The sequence below is a fragment of the Finegoldia dalianensis genome, assembly GCF_046255015.1.
GTDB classification, from domain to species: Bacteria; Bacillota; Clostridia; order Tissierellales; family Peptoniphilaceae; genus Finegoldia; species Finegoldia magna.
This window is the reverse complement of record NZ_JBDLBQ010000010.1, coordinates 16,161-40,790: the sequence shown is the minus strand read 5'-3', so window position 1 is coordinate 40,790 and position 24,630 is coordinate 16,161. Positions and strand designations below refer to the sequence as shown.

Annotated in this window: 21 protein-coding genes; 3 read left to right on the top strand and 18 right to left on the bottom strand. The window is 37.1% G+C overall.

Going from position 1 to position 24,630, the window contains the following annotated elements:
- Positions 1-141: 141 nt before the first annotated feature.
- The 11 genes from ABDJ34_RS09615 to ABDJ34_RS09565 all read right to left on the bottom strand — a co-directional run bounded on the left by ABDJ34_RS09615 (position 142) and on the right by ABDJ34_RS09565 (position 12,834).
- Positions 142-1,512, bottom strand: a complete 1,371-nt coding sequence (locus tag ABDJ34_RS09615) for an APC family permease (protein WP_412702203.1) — start codon at positions 1,510-1,512, stop codon at positions 142-144.
- A 12-nt stretch (positions 1,513-1,524) separates the two neighbouring features.
- Positions 1,525-2,250, bottom strand: a complete 726-nt coding sequence (locus tag ABDJ34_RS09610) for a gamma-glutamyl-gamma-aminobutyrate hydrolase family protein (protein ID WP_412702202.1) — start codon at positions 2,248-2,250, stop codon at positions 1,525-1,527.
- Positions 2,251-2,260: 10 nt separating this feature from the next.
- Positions 2,261-3,514: an L-cysteine desulfidase family protein gene (locus tag ABDJ34_RS09605; RefSeq protein WP_412702201.1), complete on the bottom strand. Its 1,254-nt coding sequence runs from the start codon at positions 3,512-3,514 to the stop codon at positions 2,261-2,263.
- 288 nt (positions 3,515-3,802) lie between these two features.
- Complete coding sequence (locus ABDJ34_RS09600) at positions 3,803-4,303, bottom strand: DNA-deoxyinosine glycosylase (RefSeq protein ID WP_412702200.1); 501 nt, start codon at positions 4,301-4,303, stop codon at positions 3,803-3,805.
- Positions 4,304-4,964: 661 nt separating this feature from the next.
- Positions 4,965-5,603 carry a thiamine phosphate synthase gene (thiE, locus tag ABDJ34_RS09595; RefSeq protein WP_412702199.1) on the bottom strand — a complete coding sequence of 213 codons (639 nt, stop codon included), beginning with the start codon at positions 5,601-5,603 and terminating at the stop codon, positions 4,965-4,967.
- Positions 5,596-6,399, bottom strand: a complete 804-nt coding sequence (thiD, locus tag ABDJ34_RS09590) for a bifunctional hydroxymethylpyrimidine kinase/phosphomethylpyrimidine kinase (RefSeq protein ID WP_316515010.1) — start codon at positions 6,397-6,399, stop codon at positions 5,596-5,598. The genes thiE and thiD overlap by 8 nt, the downstream gene beginning before the upstream one ends.
- Before the next feature lie 59 nt (positions 6,400-6,458).
- Entirely contained in the window at positions 6,459-7,922 is a 1,464-nt protein-coding gene (gene malQ, locus ABDJ34_RS09585; RefSeq protein WP_412702198.1) for a 4-alpha-glucanotransferase, read from the bottom strand.
- Between the two features lies 1 nt (position 7,923).
- The gene (locus ABDJ34_RS09580) at positions 7,924-9,660 is read right to left on the bottom strand and encodes an ABC transporter ATP-binding protein (protein ID WP_412702197.1); all 1,737 of its coding nucleotides are present in this window, start codon (positions 9,658-9,660) and stop codon (positions 7,924-7,926) included.
- Positions 9,638-11,386, bottom strand: a complete 1,749-nt coding sequence (locus ABDJ34_RS09575) for an ABC transporter ATP-binding protein (protein ID WP_412702196.1) — start codon at positions 11,384-11,386, stop codon at positions 9,638-9,640. The genes ABDJ34_RS09580 and ABDJ34_RS09575 overlap by 23 nt, the downstream gene beginning before the upstream one ends.
- A 60-nt stretch (positions 11,387-11,446) precedes the next feature.
- Positions 11,447-11,941: a TDE2712 family protein gene (locus ABDJ34_RS09570; protein ID WP_094204231.1), complete on the bottom strand. Its 495-nt coding sequence runs from the start codon at positions 11,939-11,941 to the stop codon at positions 11,447-11,449.
- A 107-nt stretch (positions 11,942-12,048) separates the two neighbouring features.
- Entirely contained in the window at positions 12,049-12,834 is a 786-nt protein-coding gene (locus ABDJ34_RS09565; RefSeq protein ID WP_412702195.1) for a patatin-like phospholipase family protein, read from the bottom strand.
- 79 nt (positions 12,835-12,913) lie between these two features.
- Between ABDJ34_RS09565 and ABDJ34_RS09560 the strand changes: the two genes are divergently transcribed.
- Positions 12,914-13,840, top strand: coding sequence for a YdcF family protein (locus ABDJ34_RS09560; RefSeq protein ID WP_412702194.1), 927 nt, complete (start codon positions 12,914-12,916; stop codon positions 13,838-13,840).
- A gap of 83 nt (positions 13,841-13,923) precedes the next feature.
- Complete coding sequence (locus tag ABDJ34_RS09555) at positions 13,924-14,535, top strand: hypothetical protein (RefSeq protein ID WP_412702193.1); 612 nt, start codon at positions 13,924-13,926, stop codon at positions 14,533-14,535.
- Between the two features lie 1,451 nt (positions 14,536-15,986).
- Here ABDJ34_RS09555 and ABDJ34_RS09550 read toward each other — a convergent pair.
- Positions 15,987-16,721: a carbon-nitrogen hydrolase family protein gene (locus ABDJ34_RS09550; protein ID WP_412702192.1), complete on the bottom strand. Its 735-nt coding sequence runs from the start codon at positions 16,719-16,721 to the stop codon at positions 15,987-15,989.
- Positions 16,721-17,224, bottom strand: coding sequence for a GNAT family N-acetyltransferase (locus tag ABDJ34_RS09545; protein WP_412702191.1), 504 nt, complete (start codon positions 17,222-17,224; stop codon positions 16,721-16,723). The genes ABDJ34_RS09550 and ABDJ34_RS09545 overlap by 1 nt, the downstream gene beginning before the upstream one ends.
- Before the next feature lie 153 nt (positions 17,225-17,377).
- Between ABDJ34_RS09545 and trhA the strand changes: the two genes are divergently transcribed.
- Positions 17,378-18,019, top strand: a complete 642-nt coding sequence (trhA, locus tag ABDJ34_RS09540; protein ID WP_412702190.1) for a PAQR family membrane homeostasis protein TrhA — start codon at positions 17,378-17,380, stop codon at positions 18,017-18,019.
- Between the two features lie 60 nt (positions 18,020-18,079).
- Here the strand turns inward: trhA and ABDJ34_RS09535 are convergent, their stop codons facing one another.
- The 5 genes from ABDJ34_RS09535 to ABDJ34_RS09515 form a co-directional block, all read right to left on the bottom strand.
- Positions 18,080-18,931: a class C sortase gene (locus tag ABDJ34_RS09535; RefSeq protein WP_412702189.1), complete on the bottom strand. Its 852-nt coding sequence runs from the start codon at positions 18,929-18,931 to the stop codon at positions 18,080-18,082.
- A complete protein-coding gene (locus ABDJ34_RS09530; protein WP_412702188.1) occupies positions 18,918-19,757 on the bottom strand; it encodes a class C sortase in 840 nt (279 codons plus the stop codon). Before ABDJ34_RS09530 ends, ABDJ34_RS09535 begins: the two co-directional genes overlap by 14 nt.
- Complete coding sequence (locus tag ABDJ34_RS09525; RefSeq protein ID WP_412702187.1) at positions 19,744-20,610, bottom strand: class C sortase; 867 nt, start codon at positions 20,608-20,610, stop codon at positions 19,744-19,746. The genes ABDJ34_RS09530 and ABDJ34_RS09525 overlap by 14 nt, the downstream gene beginning before the upstream one ends.
- A 177-nt stretch (positions 20,611-20,787) precedes the next feature.
- Positions 20,788-22,170, bottom strand: a complete 1,383-nt coding sequence (locus tag ABDJ34_RS09520) for an MSCRAMM family protein (protein WP_412702186.1) — start codon at positions 22,168-22,170, stop codon at positions 20,788-20,790.
- Positions 22,171-22,291: 121 nt separating this feature from the next.
- Complete coding sequence (locus tag ABDJ34_RS09515) at positions 22,292-24,613, bottom strand: SpaA isopeptide-forming pilin-related protein (protein WP_412702185.1); 2,322 nt, start codon at positions 24,611-24,613, stop codon at positions 22,292-22,294.
- Positions 24,614-24,630 lie beyond the last annotated feature (17 nt).

Genomic DNA, 24,630 nt, shown 5'->3' with positions numbered 1-24,630 from the left:
ATACATTATTGTAAATGATTTCAAACTCTTACAAATATTCCTATGTACGACTGAAAATTTTATCTTCACAGCCATTTGAACACAAAAATATCCCCTGTATCATTTAGTCCGATAAAGAGGATATCAAATTTTATTCAGATTTTATTTTTGTTTGTTATTGTAGAAGTACACAAACAATGGTACTAATACATAGCCGATAAACATAGATACTATCGCAAGATAGTTAGGAGCTAATACTCCGTTGTTATCAACAGTAAATTGCTTAATCCAACTAAATTTTGCAAGTAAAACTAGAGTTAACAAAAGTGCTATGATAGGAATTATAACATCGGTGAAGAAGTTTTTCTTTACATCTTGAACTATTTCTTGCTTGTTCTTTCCATAATAAAACCATATCAAAGCAAGCGGAACAATAACAAATTGTGCAAACCTAGCAATTGCGCTTATTATCATTATTGAACCCATGTTGTATTTAAAAGCGATTGGCAATATAATAGCCAAAACAGCTGTAATTACCATTGAAAATAATGGAAATCCTTTGTCTGTTCTTTTTGCAAATATTTTAGGAACTTGATTTTCATTAGCCATTGATTCAATTATTCTAGGTGTGTGGAAAGAAGCTGCGACATTAATACCAAACATAGATATCAATGAACCATAAAGAATTATTGAACGAACAATATTATTCTTAAATATAGCTACAAGAGCAACTACTTCTTTTGTGTTTACCATAGCTACTGGATCTATCATCATTGATACAAGTACAATTCCGAAATAAATTGCAGCAATTATTATTATCCCCAAAGGAATTGCTTTTGGCAAAGTCTTTTCTGGTTGTTCCATATCTTCTGAACCAGACGCCACACTTTCAAAACCAGTAAAAGCATAAAATGCTGCAATTACAGCCATTACTATACTTTCCAAACTCATATTACTTGTCACATCGGCTGTAATTGTTTCTACTTGTGAGAAATTGTTTTGTCCTGTCATTATAACTACCACTAATCCTGCTACAATCGCAGTGACTAAAGCCAAAAGTTTACCAATAGTAGAAATATTACTAACTAATTCTAAAACCCTTGTACCACAAACATTGATTACAAATAAAATTGTCATCAAAATTATGAATCCTATGGTAATGTAATTAAAATTAGTATTATCTGCTCCAAATATATTAAGTACAGTTTTGACTACACCTGTTGCCATAACTCCCCAGGCTATTGCAGCGGAAAAGAATCTTGTAATACCTATATACAATCCCCAATTATCTCCAAAAGCAGCCTTAGTGTAAGCATAAGATGCCCCTCCCTTTGACACGTATTTTGCAGAAGATGCAAAAGTAATCGCCAAAAAAGCTGCAAAAACAGCCGCTGCTAAGTAAATGAAAGGCGCGTATTTTCCCGACATTTGAACTACAGATCCAGGTGACAGGAATATCCCTGAACCGATTATAGAATTTATAGTCAATAAAACAATTGACCAAAATCCCAATTTCTTTGTTGCATTATTCATTTTTTTACTCCTTTAATAAGTATTTTTTATTAATTCACTGAATAAAAGATTCATCTTTTCTTCAGACGAATGAAGCATTTCCGGATGCCATTGAACACCAAGCATATATTTATAGTTAGGATTTTCAATCGCCTCCACTACACCATCTTTGCTAACTGCCGACTTAATAAATCCATCTGCCACCTTATCTATGATTTGATGGTGAAAAGAATTTACCATAATAATGTCTTCGTTGAAAATCTCTTTTAACTTAGTATTATCAATTAATTCAACACTGTGAGTTGTCAAATATGGAAAATTCACTTGATTATGTTTTATAAACGTATCTTCTTTTAACCCAACATCTTGATGCAAACTACCACCATAGTAAACATTCAAAATTTGAAAACCTCTGCAAATTCCCAAAATCGGAATGTTCTTTTCAATCGCAAATTTTACCAAATTAAAATCAAACACATCTCTTTCTGGCAAAATACCTCCTAAATTCTTGTGTGGTTCTTGATTATAAAACCTTGGAGTAACGTCATGTCCTCCACTTAAAATCAATCCATCAACATTTTGGATTTGTTCTTTTATAACTTCTTCACTGCTGTTCATAGGTATTATGTACGGAATTCCTCCATTTTTTATTACTGATTTTACATAATCCTCATTTACATAACTTCTCCTATAACCAGGAAAATTTCCAGACCCATCAATGATAATAGATCCTGAAATTCCTATAATTGGTTTACTCATAAAAATCTCCTTATTTTTGAATCATTGTGTTAAGCACAATAATGTCTGTTTCCTTCATACCTTCCTTGGCAACATAGCCAATACTTCTGATAGTTTCTTCGATATCGTCTTTTAATAATCCATCGCCAGCTTCGAAGTTTCTGTTATTTTTCGCCAAATAATATCCTGAAATTCCTGCATCTACAGCTGTTGCGATTTTTGCAGCACAGGATGGTTTCGCACCGTCACAAATCATACCCGATGCAATCATCAAAGCATTTCCTGTTGTTTTTTCAATCAAATCCAAATCCTTAGTTTCCATGTAGCAAATTCCAGCTCCTGCTGCAACTCCTGCGGATGTAACTCCACAAAATGCTGAAAGTCTTCCTATAAATCTTTTGATGTGAAGTGCTGTCAAGTTCGTAATCAAAAGTCCACGGTATAATGTTTCTCTGTCGTAATTTTTTTCATTCGCAAATACAACAAGTGGCATCGTGCAAGTTATGCCTTGGTTTCCACTTCCTGCATTTATAACAACTGGTAGTGAACAGCCACTCATACGTGCATCTGATCCTGCTGCAGCTCTTGCCTTAGCTTTTGTTCTGATAGATTCATCTTCGTCTATCAAAATCTTGCCCATTGCAACTCCCCATTTTCCAGTCAATCCTTCATCGGAAATATCAGAATTTAAAGTAATTTGTTTTTCCAACAAATCCTTAACCTCATCTAAGTTAACATTGTTTGCGTATTCAAAAATATCCTTTACTGAAAGTTCGTCGTAATTTTCGTATTCTGGTGTGTGAGTGTAGCAATTATCAATATGTATTACTTCGTCGTTTTTAGTAACCTTCACGATATTTGTGTGTTTGTTTTTGATTTCAACATCCACAGTATTTCCATTGTCGTCCTCTGCTACGATTTCTATGTCTAAGTTTTCCACGCCTTCTTTTAAGCTAACAGTGATAATGTCCTTTGCCATCAAATCCTTCGCAGCTTTGATGTCATCTTCTGTAACCTTTGACAAAACCTCAAGCCCAAGACAAGAATCACCCGCAACAGTTCCAATAGCAGTCGCAGCTTCCACGCCCTTCATACCGTTAGTGTTTGGAACAGTAACGCCCTTAACGTTTTTGATAATGTTTCCTGAACACATAACCTCAATTTTACATGGAATTACCCCCAAAACTTCCCTAGCCTTAGCCGCTGCCAACGCAATAGAAATCGGTTCAGTACATCCCAACGCCATAATTAATTCAGATTTTAATAATTCAGTGTAATTCTTCATTTGTACCTCTTAATTTTTCACGATATTTTTTATTGTCTATTTATTAACTATATATCCAACAAAAGTTTATCAATTAAAAAATAACTATAAACATCATCGTAATAAGTGTTATAGTTATTTTTTTCTAATTATAGCATGGTGATTATAATTTTGTAAATAGTTTTTTTGATTTATTTAATATTTATTAAATATATTATGTTTTCTTTGTCTCTTTGTTAAATTTTTCATTGTATATTTCATAAATCTCTATAGATTGAATCGCCCACAATTTCATCTATACAACCTATGTTACAAATATTCCAAAATAACCTTCCATTCTTTTTCCAAATCATCCAACCTGTATCTAGCATTTGCAGGTGATGTCGAAGGAAGCTTCGTAGGCTCCACCCCCAAATTCTTTTTGTGATATCTCTCAAAACACTTAAAAGAAGCAGTCCCATTGCAAAAAACATGATTAATATTCGCTGAGTCCACAATCCCCTTCAAATCAGAAGGCACCACATTTTTGATACTAGAATCTGATGAACCAATAATATCGCACTGATAAATCGAATCGTACACAGCAATATTATGCTCCAACAAAAATCTCTTCCTCTCCTCAATACTCACATCCAAATCCACATCGAAAAGCCTCTCCATCAACTTCCAAAACCTGTTTTGTGGATGACCATAAAAAAACCCGTACTCCCTAGTCTTCACAGATGGAAAAGAACCCAAAATCAAAATCTTCGAATCCTCATCGTAAAGAGGAGACAACGGATGAACAATCGTCTCATAATTTCCCTTCATAAAATCCCCCTATCAACCTAGATTATATCATAACAACACAAAGCGCCTCCGTAACCGTTGAGATGAAACCTTTGTTGTGGTTATGTGGATTGGTGGTTTTGTGGCGTTGTGAAATAAAGTAGATTATTAGATTTGATAAGGATGCATTGAAACAAAGTAGATTACCAAGTTTGCTAAGAATATCATACGGAGAAAATAAGTATAAATTCAAGCGAAATGAAACGTTAAAAAATCGCAATGTTTGAGCGTCAGCGAGTTTGCGATTTTAGTTTCATGAGCGATGAATTTATCAATTTTTGTAGACAGATGAGTGGTTTACGAGTTTTTGTGTTCCTTGTCCCTGTATAAAGTAGATGTCCAGCGAATTATTACGTGTGCATTGAAACAAAAGTAGATTACCAAGTTTGCTAAGAATATCATATGGAGAAAATTTAGCTGATTTCAAATCGAAAAAATCCGTCCAAAATTTGACCGCGTAAGCGAAGCGTGCTTCAAATTTTAGGATTTTGAGATTTAGAAATCACAAATTTGCGTAGTCTAGATATTCGTTCGTATCGGTGTCTATTTTCGTATTTTTTGAAACTACCGTCAGCAATTCTCTTGCTATGAAACTATTCCTCATTTCCCCGCATTAAAAAAAGAGGTGCCCTCGCACCCCTCGTTATCTACTCAAAATCATATCGAATTTTTGTTTCAACTCTTGTGTTGATGCTGCGACATCTCCCGTCGAAAAAACCGCCGATGTCAATGACACAGAATCCACATTACAGTCGAAAATCATCCTAATATTGTTCTTGTTAATGCCACCAATCGCAGTGATTGGAATGTGAATCTTCTCGGAAATCTCCTTCAACGTGTCGATTGTAACCCTCACGAAATCATCTCCAGTGAACGTCGGAAAAATCGCCCCCACACCAATGTAATCAGCGCCAGACTCTTGTGCCTCCAACGCTTGTTCCAACGTGTGACAACTAATCCCAATAATCTTATTGTCACCAAGAATCTCCCTAGCATACTTAATCGGCATATCCTTTTGTCCCAAATGCACCCCGTCGACATCGCACGCCTTAGCAATATCAACCCTGTCATTCACAATCAAAAGTTTGCCCATGCTTTGAGTAATCTCTTTTATCCTAAAAGCCTCGCGCATAATGCTTCTCGTGTCCATGTTTTTTTCTCTAAGTCGCACAGAATCTGCACCATTTTTCAGCGCAATCTCAATAGTCTCTGATAAATCCCTTCCCTTGAGAGTTTGTTTATTCGTGACCAAGTTCAAACCTAAGTTAAATTCCTTATTCATTTTCCAACTCTCCTTCAAAAAATTTGTAGAAATGATTTGTCGGCCCATTTCCCTTGCCAATATGCAAATCATGCTTAATAGCATTAGTAATGTAATCCTTACTGAATTTCACAGCATCATCTATCGATTTTCCAAGCGCCAAATTACTAGCGATCGCACTTGAAAGCGTACAACCAGTCCCATGAGTGTTCTTCGTGTCAATCTTCTCAGTCACAAATTCGTGAAAATTCTCGCCATCATACAAAATATCAATCGCATCTCCCACATGATGACCGCCCTTCACAAGAACGTATTTCGCCCCCATGTTACGAATAATCACAGCTGCCTTTTTCATATCGTCCACACCGTCGATTTTCATTCCACTAATTCTCTCTGCCTCTGGAATGTTCGGAGTTATGCAAGTGCACAAAGGAATTAAATCCTCAATCAACAAATCAATCGCATCTTCTTGCATCAAACAAGCACCGTGTTTTGCATACATCACAGGATCCAACACCACATTTTCTGGTTTGTACTCCAATAATTTGTCCCTAACACAACTCATAATCCTCTTGTTCGATAACATTCCAATCTTCACGGCGTCAGTTCCCATATCATTATAAATACAATCAATCTGATCCTTTATAATCGTATCGGGCAAATCCTCAATCGACACCACCTCAAAAGTATTCTCAGCAACAACCGAAACAATAACGCTCATCGCATACACCCCGTGCGCCGACATAGTCTTGATATCCGCTTGAATTCCCGCTCCGCCTGAACAATCAGAACCTGCAATCGTAAGAACTTTCTTCATAATTCCTCCTAATAATTTGCTGCAAATTAAATTATATACCTATAATCATTTTACTTCAACTAATCCCTGTTGTAGAGTTTCACAATCAAAGAAATTTTACATTCAAGCTCATCCGTAAGCCAATCTTTTTTCATTCTCCACGTCCAATTACCCAACGTATTCGGCGTATTCGTCCTGTAATCATCATCCAAATCCAAGAAATCCTGCATCTGACACATACACAAATCGGCCCTCGTCATGTAAGCAACCTTTATCAAAGCCTCTTGCACATCATCTGAATTAACATAATTTTTAATGTATTCAAGTTCATCAGAACCTCTGCTATTTACAAATCCCCTCAACGTTTGATTGTCGTGAGTTCCAGTGTAATACACACAATCTTTTCCCACATTGTGTGGCAAATAATCCGATTCTTCATTCAAATCAAACGCAAACTGCATCACCTTCATACCCTTGAAGGAAAACCTATCACGCAGATTTATAACATCATCAGTAATCAAACCCAAATCCTCGGCAACAATCCTGTCAATCAAGTTCTCTTTTTTCAAAATCCCAAAAAACTCCTCGCCCTTTGCCTTAATCCAGTGTCCGTTTTCAGCAGTGTTTTCCGATGCATCAATCGCCCAAAAAGCTTCAAATCCTCTAAAATGATCCAGACGAAGCACATCGTACATTTTCAGATTATGCTTCAACCTTTTCAACCACCATTCAAAACCAGTTTTCTCACAATAATCCCAATCATACACGGGATTTCCCCAATATTGCCCAGTTTCAGAAAATCTGTCCGGAGGGACACCTGCAACAAGCTTCGGTGACAAATCTTCGTTCATCACAAACATATCGGGATTTTGCCACATATCGCTGCTTTCCTTCGACACATAAATCGGTAAATCGCCAAATATTTTTATCCCCAAATCATTCGCGTAATTTTTCAATTCAAAATACTGCTTGTAAAACAAAGCCTGAACGAATACATTGTATTCAATCTCAGAAGCTAACAATTTTTCGTAATAATCGACGCTTTTCTTCTTTCGGTATTTTATATCATCTGGAAATTCCAACCAAGATTTGCCATTAAAATACTTTTTCAAAGCCTGAAACAAACAAAACCCACGAACAAGTTCACGCTCACTAAAATTTTCTGTGTCGATTATATTCAAATCCTTGTTGTTCTCAAAAGCCTTTCGTAAAATCTGATCCTTTGCTTTTGCCACATAATCGTAATCCACAAAATCATCTTCGAATTTGTAGCCACGAACATCTCTTTCCGTCAGCAAACCATCCTCAATCAACTTGTCGATGTCGATGTACATGTAGTTTCCAGCAAAAGTTGATGGCGACAAATACGGACTGTTGCCATCAGAACTAATCGGAACAAGTGGCAATATTTGCCAGTAAGTTTGCTTTGATTTCTTCAAAAACCTCACAAACTCATACGCACTCTCACCAAAACTTCCTATTCCATATTTTGAACTTAAACTGAACACAGGACACAAAATCCCTGCTTTTCTATTACCACTCATATTAGCCCTTCTTGTTTTGTTCACGATACATTCTCGTGTAAATCTTGCCATTCGCCAACAATTCTTCGTGCGTTCCTTTTTCTACAATAACACCCTTGTCCAACACGTAAATGCAATCCACGTTTTTAATCGTAGACAATCTGTGCGCAATTATAAATGTAGTCCTGTTTTGTTTAAGCTTGTCAATCGCATACTGAATCACAGCTTCCGTTTGCGTATCGATGTTTGCCGTCGCCTCGTCCAAAATCAAAATCTTCGGATTGGTGATGTAACTTCTCGCAAATGCAATAAGTTGTTTTTCACCTGCTGAGAAACTTGCCCCGTTGTCCTTAACTTCCTCGTCAAGACCATTTCTGAAATCTATCAACCTGTCCGCACCGATATCCCTCAACGCATTCTCGACTTCTTCATCTGTAAAATCCTTGTCAAGCCTGATGTTACTCCTAACATCTCCCATAAAAAGCACCGGATCTTGTGGCACTAACGAAATATTCTTCCTTATAGAATCCACGCTGTAATCGTTGAAGTTCTTTCCGTCGATTTTGATTACACCTTTTTGCGGCTTATAAAATCCTAAAAGCAAATTGATTATCGTAGTCTTGCCACTTCCAGTAAATCCTACGAATGCAACACTTTCTCCGCTTTTTATATCAAGCGACAAATCTTTAAGCACAGGTTCGTTTTCAATATACGAAAAATCCACATTTTCAAACTTAACATCGCCCTTGATATCGCCGATTTCTCGTTCCGGAAACTCCTCGACCTCAGTGTCCAACAATTCAAACACATGCTCTGCTGCACTGAACGATTGCTCCAATGAGCCCATTCTTTCCACGCAGTTACTGATGTACAAGAAAGTCCTCGAAGTGTATTCCATCGTCAAATACATGCTCCCCAATTTTACATCAGTATTTCCAGTCAAAACATTGTACGCGTAAATTCCAAGTATCGTAATCGTCGCAAAGTTTCTGAGAAGTTGCGATACATTATAGCTCATTGTACCGTAAGCCCTCGTAACCATATATCCGTAATCATACACGTTTTTCGCAGAAGTTTCATAATCCTTGCTGAAATCCTCTTCCAAATTATACGCCTTGATTATCTCAATATTGTTTATTGTTTCGTTGATTTTCGCATTCTCTTCGCTAATGTATTTTCTCATATTTGTAAATGCAAAGCGTGATTTTTGCAAAAATTTCTTAAAAATATAGAACATAATTGGGAAAAATAGGCACACAATAATCCCGATTTTCGTGTCAGTTATAAGCACCATCGCAATCATAAAAATACTCACGATTACGCTTACCATAAGCTGTGCCAACACCATTTGGTAGAAACTCTTCACAGTTTTCGTGTCGTTTGTAATCCTGCTGACAACTTTTCCCGCCGGTAAATTATCGTAAAATGATATCGGCATTTTTTGAATGTGATCGTACACATCCATCTGCATTCTTCGTGCGATTTTGTTCGCAGTTTTCTCCAAATACACCGTAGAATTGTATTTCCACAGTGAATCCACGAAGAAAACCACCGCATACAAGCACAACACCAACGCTAATTTTCTAATATTGTATACAAGTTTTTCTCCTGTAAGTAAATTGTTGATGATATACGCCAATATAATCGGCCCGATAATCTCGAACACAGTCATCAACACCGTAAACATCATCCCTATCGTCAAGTTTTTCTTCTCGTTTAGGGAGTATTTTATTATTCTATTCGTCACACTCTTTCTCATAAGCACTCTCCACTGTCTGTCTCAAATATTGCTCCTTGTACCAACCATCTTGTTTCATCAAAGAGTCGTGATTACCTCTTTCCACTATTCTGCCGTTTTCAAGAACGATAATCTCATCAGCATCCTTCACCTGGCTAATTCTGTGAGTTGCGATGATATTCGTCTTGCCGGAGCGAATTTTTCTGAAATTATCCAAAATATTCTTCTCCGTTGTTCCATCCACAGCACTCATGCAGTCATCCATAATCAAAATATCCGGATTCTTTATCAAAGCTCTCGACAACGCAATCCTTTGTTTTTGACCGCCCGACAAACTAATCCCCTTTTCTCCACACAACGTATCCGTTCCATTCACAAGCTTATCCAAATCCTTCTCAAAATCGCTCATTCGTATAGCTTCCATCAATTCTTTATCCGTTGCATCCTTGTTTGTAAGCTTGATATTTTCGCCAATAGTCTTCGAAAAAATCATATGGTTTTGTGGAACATATCCCATTTTTTCTCTGACTGATTCGATAGTATAATCGGTCAAGTTTTTGTCATTCAGAAGTATTTCTCCATCTTCTACATCGTAAAATCTAAGAAATTGCTTCAACAAAGTAGTCTTGCCGCTTCCAGTTTTTCCCAAAACTCCCAAAGTTTTTCCAGGTGTAATTAAGAAATTGATATCACTCAGAACATTCTCCTTCGAACTCGGATACTTAAACGACAAATTCCTAAACTCAATCGTAGGATTTTCCTTCAAATCAACAGCATCAGGTTTATTCACAATGTCTTCCTTGTAATCCCACACCTCTTGAATTCTGTCCATACTCGCATCGGCTTGCTTCTTCACGCTGATGAAATCGCCCATGCCAATCATCGGCCAAATCAACAAATTCAAATAAAACATAAAACTCATCAGTCTTCCCACTGTAATGTTTCCTGTTCGTATCAAATAAGTTCCGTAAGAAATCGCCAACACATACGTCATAACCTCAATAGGCTTTTGGATTGGGCCATACCATGCGATTAACTTTGCAGTCGCCATGTTTTTTTCGTACAAATCATCCGCTCTATCTTGGAACTTCTTTCTTTGAAAATCCTTCAAATTATTCGCACGAACCACACGCACACCACTTACAGTTTCCAAAGTCTGATCATTCATCTTATCAAACGATTTTTGCGACTCATCAAAAGTCGTATTCAATTTGTTGCCGATTTTGTTGCTCACCACAACCAAAATCGGAAGTGGAAGCACACTTAACAAAGTCAACCTGAAATCCGTCGTCACAATCATCACGATAACTATTAAAATAGGATAAAAAGTCGAATCGAATAAACTCATCAGACCGTATCCCGCAAAATCTCCCAAAGCGTACGGATCATTTGTAGCCTTCCCCATCAAAGACCCAGTGGAATTCTTCTCAAAAAACTCCGGCGATTGCTTCAGATATTTGTCGTACAACCTAGTCGTCACCAAATACCTAATCGTGTCATCGCCCCTAAACACATTCAAATTCCACACAACGCTAACCACATAACACAACACACTTGCAACCAAGCAAATTCCCAAATTAATCTTCAAATTTTCAGCTGTCACATTCTTGTTGAAAATATTGTCCGCCACATTACCAATCATGTACGGCAAAACCAACTTGAAAGCATAATCAAAAATAAGTGCGATAATTGCGATTATGTAGCTTTTCTTGTAGTAATTAATAAACCACTTATACCTTTTTAACATACTTACTCCTTTACTTTTGCAATAAAAAATAGGGCTCATAAAGAGCCCTATTAGCAAATTCTATTTTTGCAATAATTTAATGATGTGTTCTCTGAAATCTTCTCCGTCCATAGTAACAGCACCTGTGCCACCAAAAATATCCACAGATACCTTGAAGAAGTTCACAACTAATTTGTCTCCCAAATCATAGTGTTCTTCAATATGACCTGGAACGAAAATCAATTCCTTCTTGTCTGTTTCAACATCATCAAGGTTCAAATGTTTGATAGGGTCAACCATGGCTTCAACCACACCCATATCTTCCATCATCCACATGTTGTTGTTCCAGAATCTTTTTTCTTCAGGACTTCCACCATTCAAAAGCTCTTTGTTTGTAATAGATGATAAAACTCTTCTAACAGCTTCCTCATCAAATTTGTCATTGTATATTAATTTCATTTCGTCTCTATTAGCCACATCAATGATAAAAGATTCTGCAACCTTTTGACCTTCTGACGCTGATTGCCAGAAATATAGCATCATTTCAACTACTTCATTATTAATTTTAATGCTCATTATTCAGACCTCCTTCTCTCTAAAAATTCTCTATATTAAATATTATACAACTAACGAAAATTTTTTTCTACATAATTTTCAAAATTTCAACATATTTTCCAATAATTCTACAAATTTTCTTTTTTCAAATCCGCATACACCTTCATCGCATCATCATATCCAAGCTTCAGCCCGTATCGCATCTTTTCCTTTTCAAACTCCAAAATTTTTGGGAAGTCTCTGTCCCACGTTTTAATAATCGTGTATTTTGGATTTTTCTTCAACTTATTCGTCAACAAATACGGCTTCAACGACACAATAACAACCTCATCGCACACATCATCAATCATCTTGTACGGATTATTCTCCATATATCCGCCGTCAATCAACCTCTTGCCGTCCAATTTTTCTTGCTTAAACACCAATAAATTGGAACTCGCACGCAAATAATCTCGCAAGTGACCTTGTGGAATATCCTCAATAAACAAATTCAAAACCTTCCTTTGTTCCACATCCACAGTATTAAGCCCGAACTTCATCTTAGATTCACGAACTCTTTTCTCATCAATATATTTACTCAACAACTCATTCAAAGGCTCCACCCCGAAACCCTTGTTATCAAAAAAATCCTTCGCCAAGCCTAGCTTATCCCTTGCATTTTCCAAGCAAAGCCTCTCTTTCATAATAGAATTGACATCATTGTCCTTTACGCTAATCACATCATCGTAAGTCAAATTCTCCCACAATTTATACGCAATCTCCCAATCTCCCTGGCAAATCATAGCCGCATTGATAGCTCCAATCGAAGTTCCCACGACATAATCAAAGTCAATTCCCATTTCCACCAACGCCTTGTAAGCGCCAATCTGATAGCAGCCCCTCGCTCCGCCGCCTTCCAACACTAAACCTCTCATAAAAACCCCCTTCTTAATATGATTATATCATCAACCACACCCACAATGTGTGATATAATTTTTCGTGAAAGGAAAACAAATGTACACACTACTACTAATATCTGCGATACTTCTAATAATCGCAGCCACAGACAACTTCATAAGTATGTTCACAGCAACAAGCATCGTTTTGTTCGTAATTAGTGCCATCGGACTAATATTTGCGCCACGTTCAAATATTATCTTGAACATAATCATAGCGATCAACCTTATCACAAATTTATTTATCCTTGCGATAATATCATACAGACTCTACCAAAAAGCAAAAGTCAAAGCCAACATCGCACTTCACTTATCGGCAAGTTTATTATACATCGCAATGATAGCAATAAACCTGTTCAAAATATTTGACCTTTACAAATACATAATAGGAATGAATTTGTATCTGAGCTTAATTGTACTGTCACACCTACTTGGAAACCTCATAATCAAATACCGAAAAATCGCCACAGATTTTGACTACATCGTAGTCCTCGGAGGATCCATGAAAGGAATCGAACTCTCTGAGCTCATCAAACAAAGAATGCTCACATCATTTGCCTACTACAGAACCAATAAAAGCATTATGATATTTTCCGGCGGCAAATCCAACGGAGACATCGAAGAATCCGTAGCCATGAAAAACTTCGCCGTCCAAAACAACATCCAGGACACAGATATTTTATTGGAAAAACTTGCCATGAACACAATGCAAAATATAGAATACGTAAAAACACTCATACAACAGCAAGATGCAGAGTGCGACAGAAAAAAAGTCTGCGTCATCACCAACAACTTCCACGCATTCAGAACCAAACTCATCTGCAACAAAATGAAAGTCAATTGGACAGTAATACCCGCAGAATCTAACCTCAACTCCAAAATCAACACCTACCTAATAGAATTATTAGCCGCAGTCTACCTAGACATCGTACTTCACATCATAATGCTTCTCATAATCACCATAATAATAGGCATCTTAGTATAATCGTAGCTATATTGTAGACATTCTCCTGATTGGAAAATCGAAATAGTGGTATAATATATATAAAGAAATCGGAGGAGGATTTTATGAAAAACATTAAAAAATTTGGATTATTACTTGCATTAATCGCTTCAGTATCGCTATCAAGCTGCAGCAGCGAACAATCATTAAATAAACCAGATACAACAACATCGACAGCTGAAAACAACAAAAAAGACACAGCAGCTGACACACAAGAAAACAAAAAAGAAGACAAAGAAGAAAAAGAAGACAAAGAAGACAAAAAACCTGAAGAAACAACAGAACCTACAGAAAAAGACGAACCAAAAAAAGATAACCAACAAGAACTCACAGATGATGAAAAAGCAACAATAGATGAATTCGTAGAAAGATTAGAAAAATACGAAGTAGGAACAGCAGGAGCATCACTTAAAATGGACAGACTATTCACAGAAATAGTCAACAGATGCGAATTCCTAGAAACAAAACCAGAACAATCACAACAATACTTCATCAAAAAAGTCTCAGAAGTAAAAGACACAGAAAACTTCAAAATGGCAGTCAAAGCATTGAAAAATACAATGGACTACTACAAAGAAGACAAACAAGCATACATCAAACAACTAGAAGATAGCGGATCAGAATGGAATCCACAAATCAAACTCGAAACATTAGAAAATCTAGTAAACAAATTCTAATAGAATTAGGAAAGAAGCTGCAAAACAGCTTCTTTTTTTTCATTTTGTGGTATAATAAACTCACCAAAAGCCTTATAAGTTAAGGATACGGAAACCTATTTTTAGGTTATACCAAGGTGCACTAAATAGTGTGCCTAATTTTTTTGCCAACAAAATTTGCCAACATATCATAAATTCATACAAAGCAGAAAACCACAATTGCCCGAATATCTGGCTTACGAAAATAAATAAATCCTAAGCTCATAAACCTAAAATCTCAAGTGCGAGCTTCGCTCTGGCACCAGTGAGATTTCTTAACGGTTTATTTCGCTTGGATTTATACTTATTTTCTCCAGATGATATTCTACCGCAATTGTAGTAATCTGCTTTTTTTCTCATTTAGAAATATTTAAACCTATCGTAATTTTCAAATTCATAACCACAATTTTTAGGGTATTTCATGCATTCATTAAAAATACAGTTGTAGATAGAAAAACTAACGTAGGAAGCGAGTTTTTGCGAAGAATATCATTCGGAAGAAATTTTGCTGATTTCAAACCGAAGGGCTCCGGCTAAAATTTGACCGCTTGAGTGCGGAGCACGAGCTTCAAATTTTAGGAGACCAAGATTTAGAAATCACAAATTTCTGTAGACCAGATATTCGAGCAAACCTGCTCCTATGCAACACTTACCCTTGCTTTTCAATGCACCTCACGAATTTTTACACCAAGTCATGCGAAAAACAACAGTTTGTCCGTAAATTCTTTTAGAATAAAAGGCTTTAACTAAGCGAGTCATCTGGAAAAAATTGTGAAAACTCAATCGCAGAAATCCGCCAAAATTTGACCGCGTAAGCGAAGCGTGCTTCAAATTTTAGGATTTCGAGATTAGAGGCTTTCCAATTTTTGGAAGCCAGACGAAGCGTGTTAAACCTTTTATTCTGGTATGAAACAGAGTAATTCTAGCAACAAACCCTGTCCCTGTCTACCTACACACGAACTCTCTGCTCCCAATCCAGCAACCATAACTTCTATCCTTACCTACCTAAGCACCAGCCCCATACAAACGAAAATTCATTCTAAAAAATCCGTCAAAATCAGGAAGCGTTGCAAAGCAAGCGGACTGATTTAGGATTTTGAGAGTTGAATTATCAACTTTCTCCCCCTAATCCCCCAGAGGTATGAGTCCTTTAGAATAAAAGGCTTTAACTAAGCGAGTCATCTGGAAAAAATTGTGAAAACTCAATCGCAGAAATCCGGCTAAAATTTGACCGCGTAAGCGAATCGTGCTTCAAATTTTAGGATTTCGAGATTAGAGTTTGCCAATTTTTGGAAGCTAGAGGAGTGAAGTTAAACCTTTTATTCTGGTATGAAACAACCTAATTCCTGCAATCATAACCTTGCCCCTGTCTATCTATTCACGAACTCTCTACTCTAACTCTAACAACATCCCATCTAAAACTCTCTAATACCTCACCTTACAAACTCATACCTCAACACACCCGCTTCTCCTGGCTCCAATTCCTCAACAACCTTCCCTTGGTAAAACACATAAGCGCCACCCTTTGCCCTGTCATCCTCATTCACAAACGAATTCACAAACAACACTGGCATCGGCACAAGCTGCGATTGTTTCTTGTAGTCCTCAAACTCATTCTTAAACCAGTCCTTCACCGAAAAATCGACAAACACAGGCCACAACAAAATATCAGAGTCAATCATAGAAATATAAGTATACAAATCCTCATCCCAGAAATCACCGCAAATCAACGTTGAGAAACTCACTCCATCCATCTTGTACAAATACAACTTATCGCCTTCCCTGTAATCGCTGCAAGCAGAAGGCTCCTTCCAACCAGGACTCATTCTCCTGTAATTGTTCAAAATCTCCCCACGTTTCGTCACAGTCATTTGCGAAGAATAAAACGCACCATGATCATTCTCAATATATCCGAACGAAATCGCAACCTCATTCTCCCTCGCAATCCTACGAATCTCCGCAATCTCATTCGAATTTTGCGTCACAGGAACACCCACATCATCCTTGTACACAAAACTCAAACACTCAAACCCTTGCAGAAAACTCTCACCAAACACACACAAGTCAGCTCCATTTTCAGCTTCCTCTCTCGCGTATTTCTCAATCTGCTTCATATTAAATACCTTATCATTCAAACGTTGCTCCACAGCACACAAACTAATCTTCATTACTCAAAAAACTCCCTTGCATAACTAAGCTCTCCACGAGTCTTGAAACCATCCTCGCATCTAGCCATGAAATAATCATCCTCCACATAAAAAGGACACAAAATCCCGTAGTCTCTCGCCCTCGTGAAACCAAACCTCCTGAACACATCAGGCTCTCCCATCACGCAGACAAATTTCACGCCACGACTCATAACATCATTCACAGCGTTTCCCACAAGCAAATCCACATTATCGTCACTCAAATGCTCATCGTTAATGTAGAAAATCGACAGCAATAACCCATCGAACTTCCTCACGCGGCATCTTGTAAACATCAAAAGTCCACAAATCGCGTCACCGTCTTCCAACACAAAAGTACAATCCTCACAGAAACTCTCTGAAGCGACAATGTCCTCAAACAATCTACAATCGCTCTTCTCCGAAAAACTGTACCTCATATTAGAATCTCTCAACAAATCACAACATCTGTCATAATCATCTGCATTATATAATCTATATCTCATAAATCCCTCTTTTTCATCATTCGTTACATCAATTATATCCTAATTCACACACTTTTGCCATTTGTATCAATCGCATCACAAACATTTTCACAAACTCATAAAATAACCACAATTAAAGAATAAAATTTCATTAACATAAAAAAGGAGGAATTAATGCAACAAACTAATAAAAGATACACAATAGGCGAAGAAATCTTCAACTCCGTCACACATGGAGTAGGCGTACTAATAGCAATAGCGTTCATGGTATTGTTAATCATAAAATCACAAGGCAACCCTCCACTCATAATTGCAAACATAATCTACGGAGTAAGCCTAATGCTGATGTTCCTATTTTCCACGCTATATCACGCCATCACCAACACCAAAGCAAAAAAAGTCCTCAGATATTTTGACCACTCCGCAATATTCATCTGCATAGCTGGAACATTCACGCCAATAATAGTTAGAGTGTTACAAGGCGCACAAAGAGTAGGATTTCTTGTAGCCATTTGGCTTATAGCACTAGTAGGAATAATCCTCAAAATCACAATATTCAAGAAAAATCTCCAAGAAAAATACAAAAAGCAATCACTCATACTTTACGTAGTAATGGGATGGATGTCTGTATTACTTATGAAAAATGTCATCCAAATCTCTGGAATGCCTTCATTTATACTCATATTGTCGGGAGGAATACTCTATTCCATCGGAGTCTATTTCTACGCCAAAAAACGCAAATACTTCCATTCAATATGGCACATATTCATAATACTAGCATCAGTAGCACAGTTTTTCGGAATATATTTCGGATAAAATTTTCAGTTTAAACAAAAAGGGTAGCACAATAGAAAACCTATTGCACTACCCTTTATTTTATTTCCCATGCCTTCTAATATCCAACACGAATTTTCTAATATTCACAATAAGCACAATCCACGCTACGATTGTAAGCGCCAACAAAACATAATCAAGTGTTTTTGATGACGAATTGCTTTTCGCATTCAATTCCACCGCATTTTTCTTACTTGTAGCATCTGTCGTAGCCTTTTCAGAATTCTCATCAACCCTCACGCAGTTAATCAAAATCCTTCTAGTAAACGGAGGATACATCGGATCGCACGACAATATCGTCAGCATATCCTTGTCTTCCACAGGCTTCAACCTATCCCAATCTGATGGACTGATGTACTCTCTTCCAACAACCTTGTACGTCAACGTCTTCCCATGATGATGCACATACACCACATCATTAGAATACAATTGACCTACCTTCAATAGCATAATATCTCCGTACCAACCCCTGTGGCCCGCAAGCACACTACGCCTGCCCTTACCACCCACAGGAATCGAAGTACCGTCAAGTTGACCGACACCCTTCGCCAAATGATTGTAGCTCGCACCCAAATAGATAGGCTTCTTGAAATTAATCTTCGGAATCTCCAAATACCCGAAAATCCCATTCTCATCAATCACCTTACTACTCTCAAGCTCAATATCTTCCGAATTAAACGGATCCACAAGACCCGTCTCATCCACATTCACATTCGAATTGTATTTGTCGATTCTTTCGGAAAGCTCAGTCGACATCTCACCTTGTGCCCTCAAAAAATCATCCATCTTTTTATCTTGCGAGAAAATCTTGTACGACAAATTGCTCAGACAAAACGTCAATAACCCAATCCCCACAAACAAAATCACATATCCAAACTTCCTACTTGATCTCATTATTCTTCTTCCTTCTTCTTTGTCTAATGTAATACCACAACAAAATCGCGATAATAATCAGTGAAATAATCAAATAAATCTTGTACTTACCAGTCACTTGACTCACCAAATCCTTCTCCACAGCAGCAGGATTGTATTCAGTACGCTCAGCACGCACCAACAACCTGTGCGAATTAATCATATACGGAGTACAAGTCAACAACGTACAATAATCCTTGCCCTCCACAACCAAAACCTTGTCGAAATCGCTCGGTTCCACAACAAAAACGTCGATAACCTTGTACGCCAACACCTCTTTGATATTGTGAATGTAGAACACATCGCCCTTCTTCATCTTGTTCAAATCAGTAAACAGCTTCGCCGTAGGAAGCCCCCTGTGAGCAGTCAATACAGTGTGAGTCCCTTTGCCACCAACAGGAAGGGAAGTCCCCTCCAAGTGACCAACACCCTTTTGCAAAACCTCCTCACTCGTACCAGCGTAAATCGGCAAATCCTGATTAATCTTTGGAATCTCAACGTGGCCTATCTTTTCTTTTACCTCAAGCATCCTGGCATACTCGCTAATCGCATTCTTCTTTTCCTTCTCAGAATAAGGATCCGCAAGTTTACTAGGATCCAAAGTCTTGTTGTAAATCTGAGCGAGCCTAATCCTCCTGTCAATCTCCTTCTTGTCCATCTTCTTGGCATTCGTGTCAAAATCGTGCACCGCACTGTTAGCCTCAATCCTGTAGTACAACCTCGAAATCAAAGGATACATCGCCACAGCAAACCCCACCAAGAAAATCAACACATACTTCAAATTTTCCTTTAACTTAGACTTCTTCATGCTTATCCTCTACATCCAGTTCTTTCAATCTCTTCTTCGCCTTACGTTGACGATAAATCAAATACAACAAAATAGCGATAATAACCAAAGAAACATAGAACAAATACCTGTAAATATAACTTGCCTTGTTATCAGCAATCAACGCCTCATCCACAGCCGGAACATAAGGAACCCTGTGACCCCTAACCAAAAGCCTGTGCGAATTAATCATAATAGGAGTACAAGTAAGTAACGTACAATAATCATGCCCCTTCACAATCAGCAAATCATTGAAATTCGAAGGTTCCACAATCTTAATCTGATCCACCTGATAAGCAAGCGTTCCGAAAATATTGTGAACATAGAACTTATCGCCAATCTTCATCATCTTCAAATCAGTAAACAACTTCGCCGTAGGAAGCCCACTATGAGCAGTCAGCACTGCATGAGTATTGTTCCCCCCAATAGGAAGAGAAGTCCCCTCTAAGTGACCAATCCCAATCTGCAACACATCCTCGCTCGTACCAGCATACATCGGCAAATCCTGATTAATCTTCGGAATCTCCACGTGGCCCATCTTTTCCTTCACCTCAAGCATTCTCGCATAAGCCTTCCTGCCCTCTTCTTGGTTCTTCTTATCATAAGGATCCTTGCTCACCACATTATTCAACGAATCATTGTAGCCCTTTGCAAGTGCCAACCTCTTATCCAATTCCTCCTTCGACAAACCCTTCACAGCCTTGTCGAACTCCTTCACTTGATTAGTGGAATCCACCCTATAATACAACCTAGAAATCACAGGATACATCATCACACCAAATCCCAACAAAAATATTAAAATAAACACAAAATTATGCTTAATCTTCTTCCACATTGCAATTACCTTTCTCAAATACCGGTTTCTAAGTCAATTATACCTTAAAAAAATAAAATCGAAAAATATTTGATACCGAACATAACCAAACCCTCACACCAATAACACATCTCACAAAATTGTAGACCACCTAGCATGAGGGTTTATTTTTACATATTCTCAAATCTATTTTTCGAATTACTTAATATTTTTTCCTATTAACTTATCGTCCTTCGCAATTATCCACTTACCAATAAAGAACATAATCGCACCGCCAATCATACTCATGAAAAACCTAATGTCCCCAGTCTTTGGAATCTTACCACCGCGTGTAATATCTCCGCCTGGAGTTCTTGTAATAGTATCACTCTTGTTAGTAATGAAAGCAATGGAAATAGTCTTATTATCGGCTTGTTTTTTGATTTCAAATTCCACAGGATCACTCAACAAAATGAAACCTTGTGGAGCTTTTATCTCAACCAAGTAATACTTACCATAATCCATATCTTCAACAGCAAACTTACCATTGTCAGCACTTGTCACGATATAATCCTTGCCGTCCTTCTTCACTGGCTCAAACTTTCCGTCTTTGTTCTTAGTCATAACCTTGAACATCGCACCACCCAAAGGCTTCTTCGCTTCATCAGTCTTCATGAAATCATGTCTGCCCTTGTCAGTAGAAGTCTTACTATTCACAACCCTAAGTTCCACAGACTTATCAGAAATAGTAAACTTAGTGTCCACATTCTTAATCACATAACCTGCTGGAGCTTCCACCTCTCTGAAAATATAATCGCCCTTTTTAATATCGTTGATTATAATCTCACCAGATTCGTTGGAAATATACAAGCCCTCATCAGATTTTTCCTCTTTCTTAGATTCTTCGCTGGACTTTTCTTCCTTTTTTTCATCCTTGGATTTTTCTTCATCTTTTTCAGACTTAGAATTTTCGTCCTTCGACTCATCTACGTTTTCTTCAGATTTTACCTTGGATCTGTTGTCATCTTTTGGAGATAGTTCAAGCTTGTCATCTTTTTTCAAAGTATCCTTGTTCTTCAACTCAACATACTCGCTACCACGTCTAACAAGTAACTTAAACTTCGCACCCTTCAAAGGATTGCCGCTCTCGTCCACCTTCACAAGTCTAACATTCGTAGAAGATTCCTTCGCATGAATAGTCACATTCTTGCTGTCATTCTCCACATCATCTGGAAGGTTAATCAAAGCAGGAACAATATCCTTGTCCCTTTTTATTCCAGAAGTATCCCTCATATAATATGCACCGGCACTCAACTTATCAAACACAATTTGATTGTCATTAAACGCCAATACAGTTGGATTGGAATACTTAGAATTCAACTCTTCAATAGATAACTTGTTAAGTTCATCAAGCTTACTTGATTTATTATCGTATGGCACTTGTTCATCAGACACCTTCCACAACGAAATATCTCCACGAGCCTCTCCTAGCTTCTTATCTACCTTCACAGTTATCGAATAATCACCCGCGGCAAATGAACTGCTAGTAAGAGTCATCGCCACCATTACCATAACCATTAATATCTTTTTTAAAATCTTCATATTATTACCTTCCATTTTTAGTTCTATATTAATATTGTTATATTCTTCTAAAAGTGCAAATATGTGATGTATTTGCACTTTTAGAAGAAGGAAAATTGCTTTTCCTCTCTTCTTTTAGTTATTATCTAGCTTCAGTTGCTTGTCTTTTTTTGATAGCGATAATAGCTGATGCCATTATTGCAAGACCAATTGCAGTGAAGATAATAGTACCAATACCACCTGTTTGTGGGATAGTTACTTTCTTATTGTCTATTCTTTGAGCTCCACCAACAGTTTTGTCACTTACTGGATCGTCTGATTCATAAGTTACTCCACCTGCAGTAGCGCTATAAGAACCCTTAGCAATTTTAAATTCATATCTTGCTTCATTTAGAGCATATCCTTTTGGAGCTTTTGTTTCTTGTAAATAATATGTTCCGTATGCAAGACCAGTTATTTCAAACTTACCTTGTCCATCAGAAACTAATTTTACTCTTTCAGCAGTTTTGTCAGTTGTTTCAACCCATTTGTATTGTTGTGCTGCTGCAACTACTGCATCATTGTATTTCTTTTGAGCTGTATTAATTGCAGTTTTAGCTTGTTTTCCTTTTTCGCCTTTTTGATCTTCAGCTGATAGATTATTATAAGCATCTATTGCTTTATCTAAAGCAGTTTTTGCATCTGTAACTGCTTTTTTAAGAGTTTCAGCTTCTTTTGTTGTAACATAAGCTAAAACTTTTCCTTTTGTTTGAGCATCATAAACTTCGAATTCTGCTCCAGTTAATCTTTCGCCAGTTGTTTGGTCTGCTTTGACAAACTTCTTACCACCAGTAGTTATTTCTGGGTTTGTTGGTACTAGAACATCTGGATTAATTTTATTAGTTACAGTAACTTTTCCATCAGCTTCTGATTTATAAGCTGCTTTGTATCCACGTACAACTTCTCTTACAGTGAATGTGTCGTTTGCTATTTTTTCATCAATATTAAATGTGTGGTTGAAGTCTAGACCTTTCTTAGTAACAGAGTCAACAACTTCGCCTTTACTGTTAATTAGGAAGTAAGTTACTTCAACACCTGTAGGTGCAGTAGTTCCACCTTTTCCATCATCCCAAGCTTTTGTAACTTCAATCTTGTTATCTGCAGGTGTTAAATTTGGTGTTGGATTTGGTTTACCTGGTGTGAATGAAACCTTGTTGTTTTCATAATTATCAACTACTGTTTTGTTATTTACAGTTGCAGAATATTGTAAACGAACCTTTACAGCTCCATTTTTAGCTTTTGCCAATATATCTGTCATTATAGCGCCATTTTCATCGAATGTTAAATCGAATCCATAGCTTCCTTGTTTATATGTTGCTCCTGCTACTGTAGCAGCATCTGTAAAGTTATATACTTTATCTTCTTGTCCTTCTTGAGAAACTGTTACTTTAAGGTCGTTATTAAATGTTAGTCCCTTAGACATAATATCTGACCAAGACATAGAAGTGTAGTTATAGTTTTGTGGAATTTCAGTTACGATGTCGTAAGGTGCCTTTGTACCTACTGAAAGTGCAACTTTAGCTTTTTCAGCATTGTAATTATTTATGTCTGCTTGCCATTTGTTAATTTGTTCTTCAGTATATCCGCTTGCAATAGCTTCTTTTTTAAATTGAGCAAATTCTGCATCTGTCATTTTACCAGTTTTTTCTTTTAAGAAGTTCTTGTCAATTTTTACATCATTTGTTTCAATGTTCTTTGGATAAATGTGAACAGGGTTAAGGTACTTAGTACCAGCTTTTGCGATTACATCTCCATTTTCATTTGTAACATCATATGCATTTGTTAGTGGAAGTGTTAATCCAAATGGTACTGCTACTTGTCCAGTTACTTTATCTGGTGCTTTACTTTCAACTACCCAATAGTATCCTTCACCAAGTGTAACTGTTGCTAAACCTTCAGCAGTTGTATCAGCTGTATGTCCATCTGTTAAACCTTCACCAGTTGCAATTGAAAGTTTGTTTTTTGCGATTGCGTTCAAAGTATTATCAACTTTGCTTGGAGTTAATTCAGTTTTTCCATTAGCAATTAAATCGTTCATTTGAGCTACTGTTTTAAAGCTACTTGCGTTAGCATTTAAAAGTTCAAGGATTTTTTCATTTTCTACATCATTTTTTCCATTGATTTTGTAGAATGTAAATTGAGCTCCTGCTAATGCTGTAACACCTGAACCTAAATTAGCATATTCTTTAGGATCAATTTTTCCACCAGTGTGATTCCATGGTGCACCAGCTTTGTAGCTTTTCTTAGTTGTCAACTTGTAAAGATTAACAGTAGTTTCTGTTGGTTTTGTATCTTGTAGTTGACCTTGTTCAACTTTTCCAGTTGGAACTGTCACTTCATCATTAGCAGCACTTGACAACAATGGGGTGAATACGCCAATCATCATCGCTAATGCCATGATTAGTGATAAAAATCTTTTTTTCATAATAAAACTCCTTTATA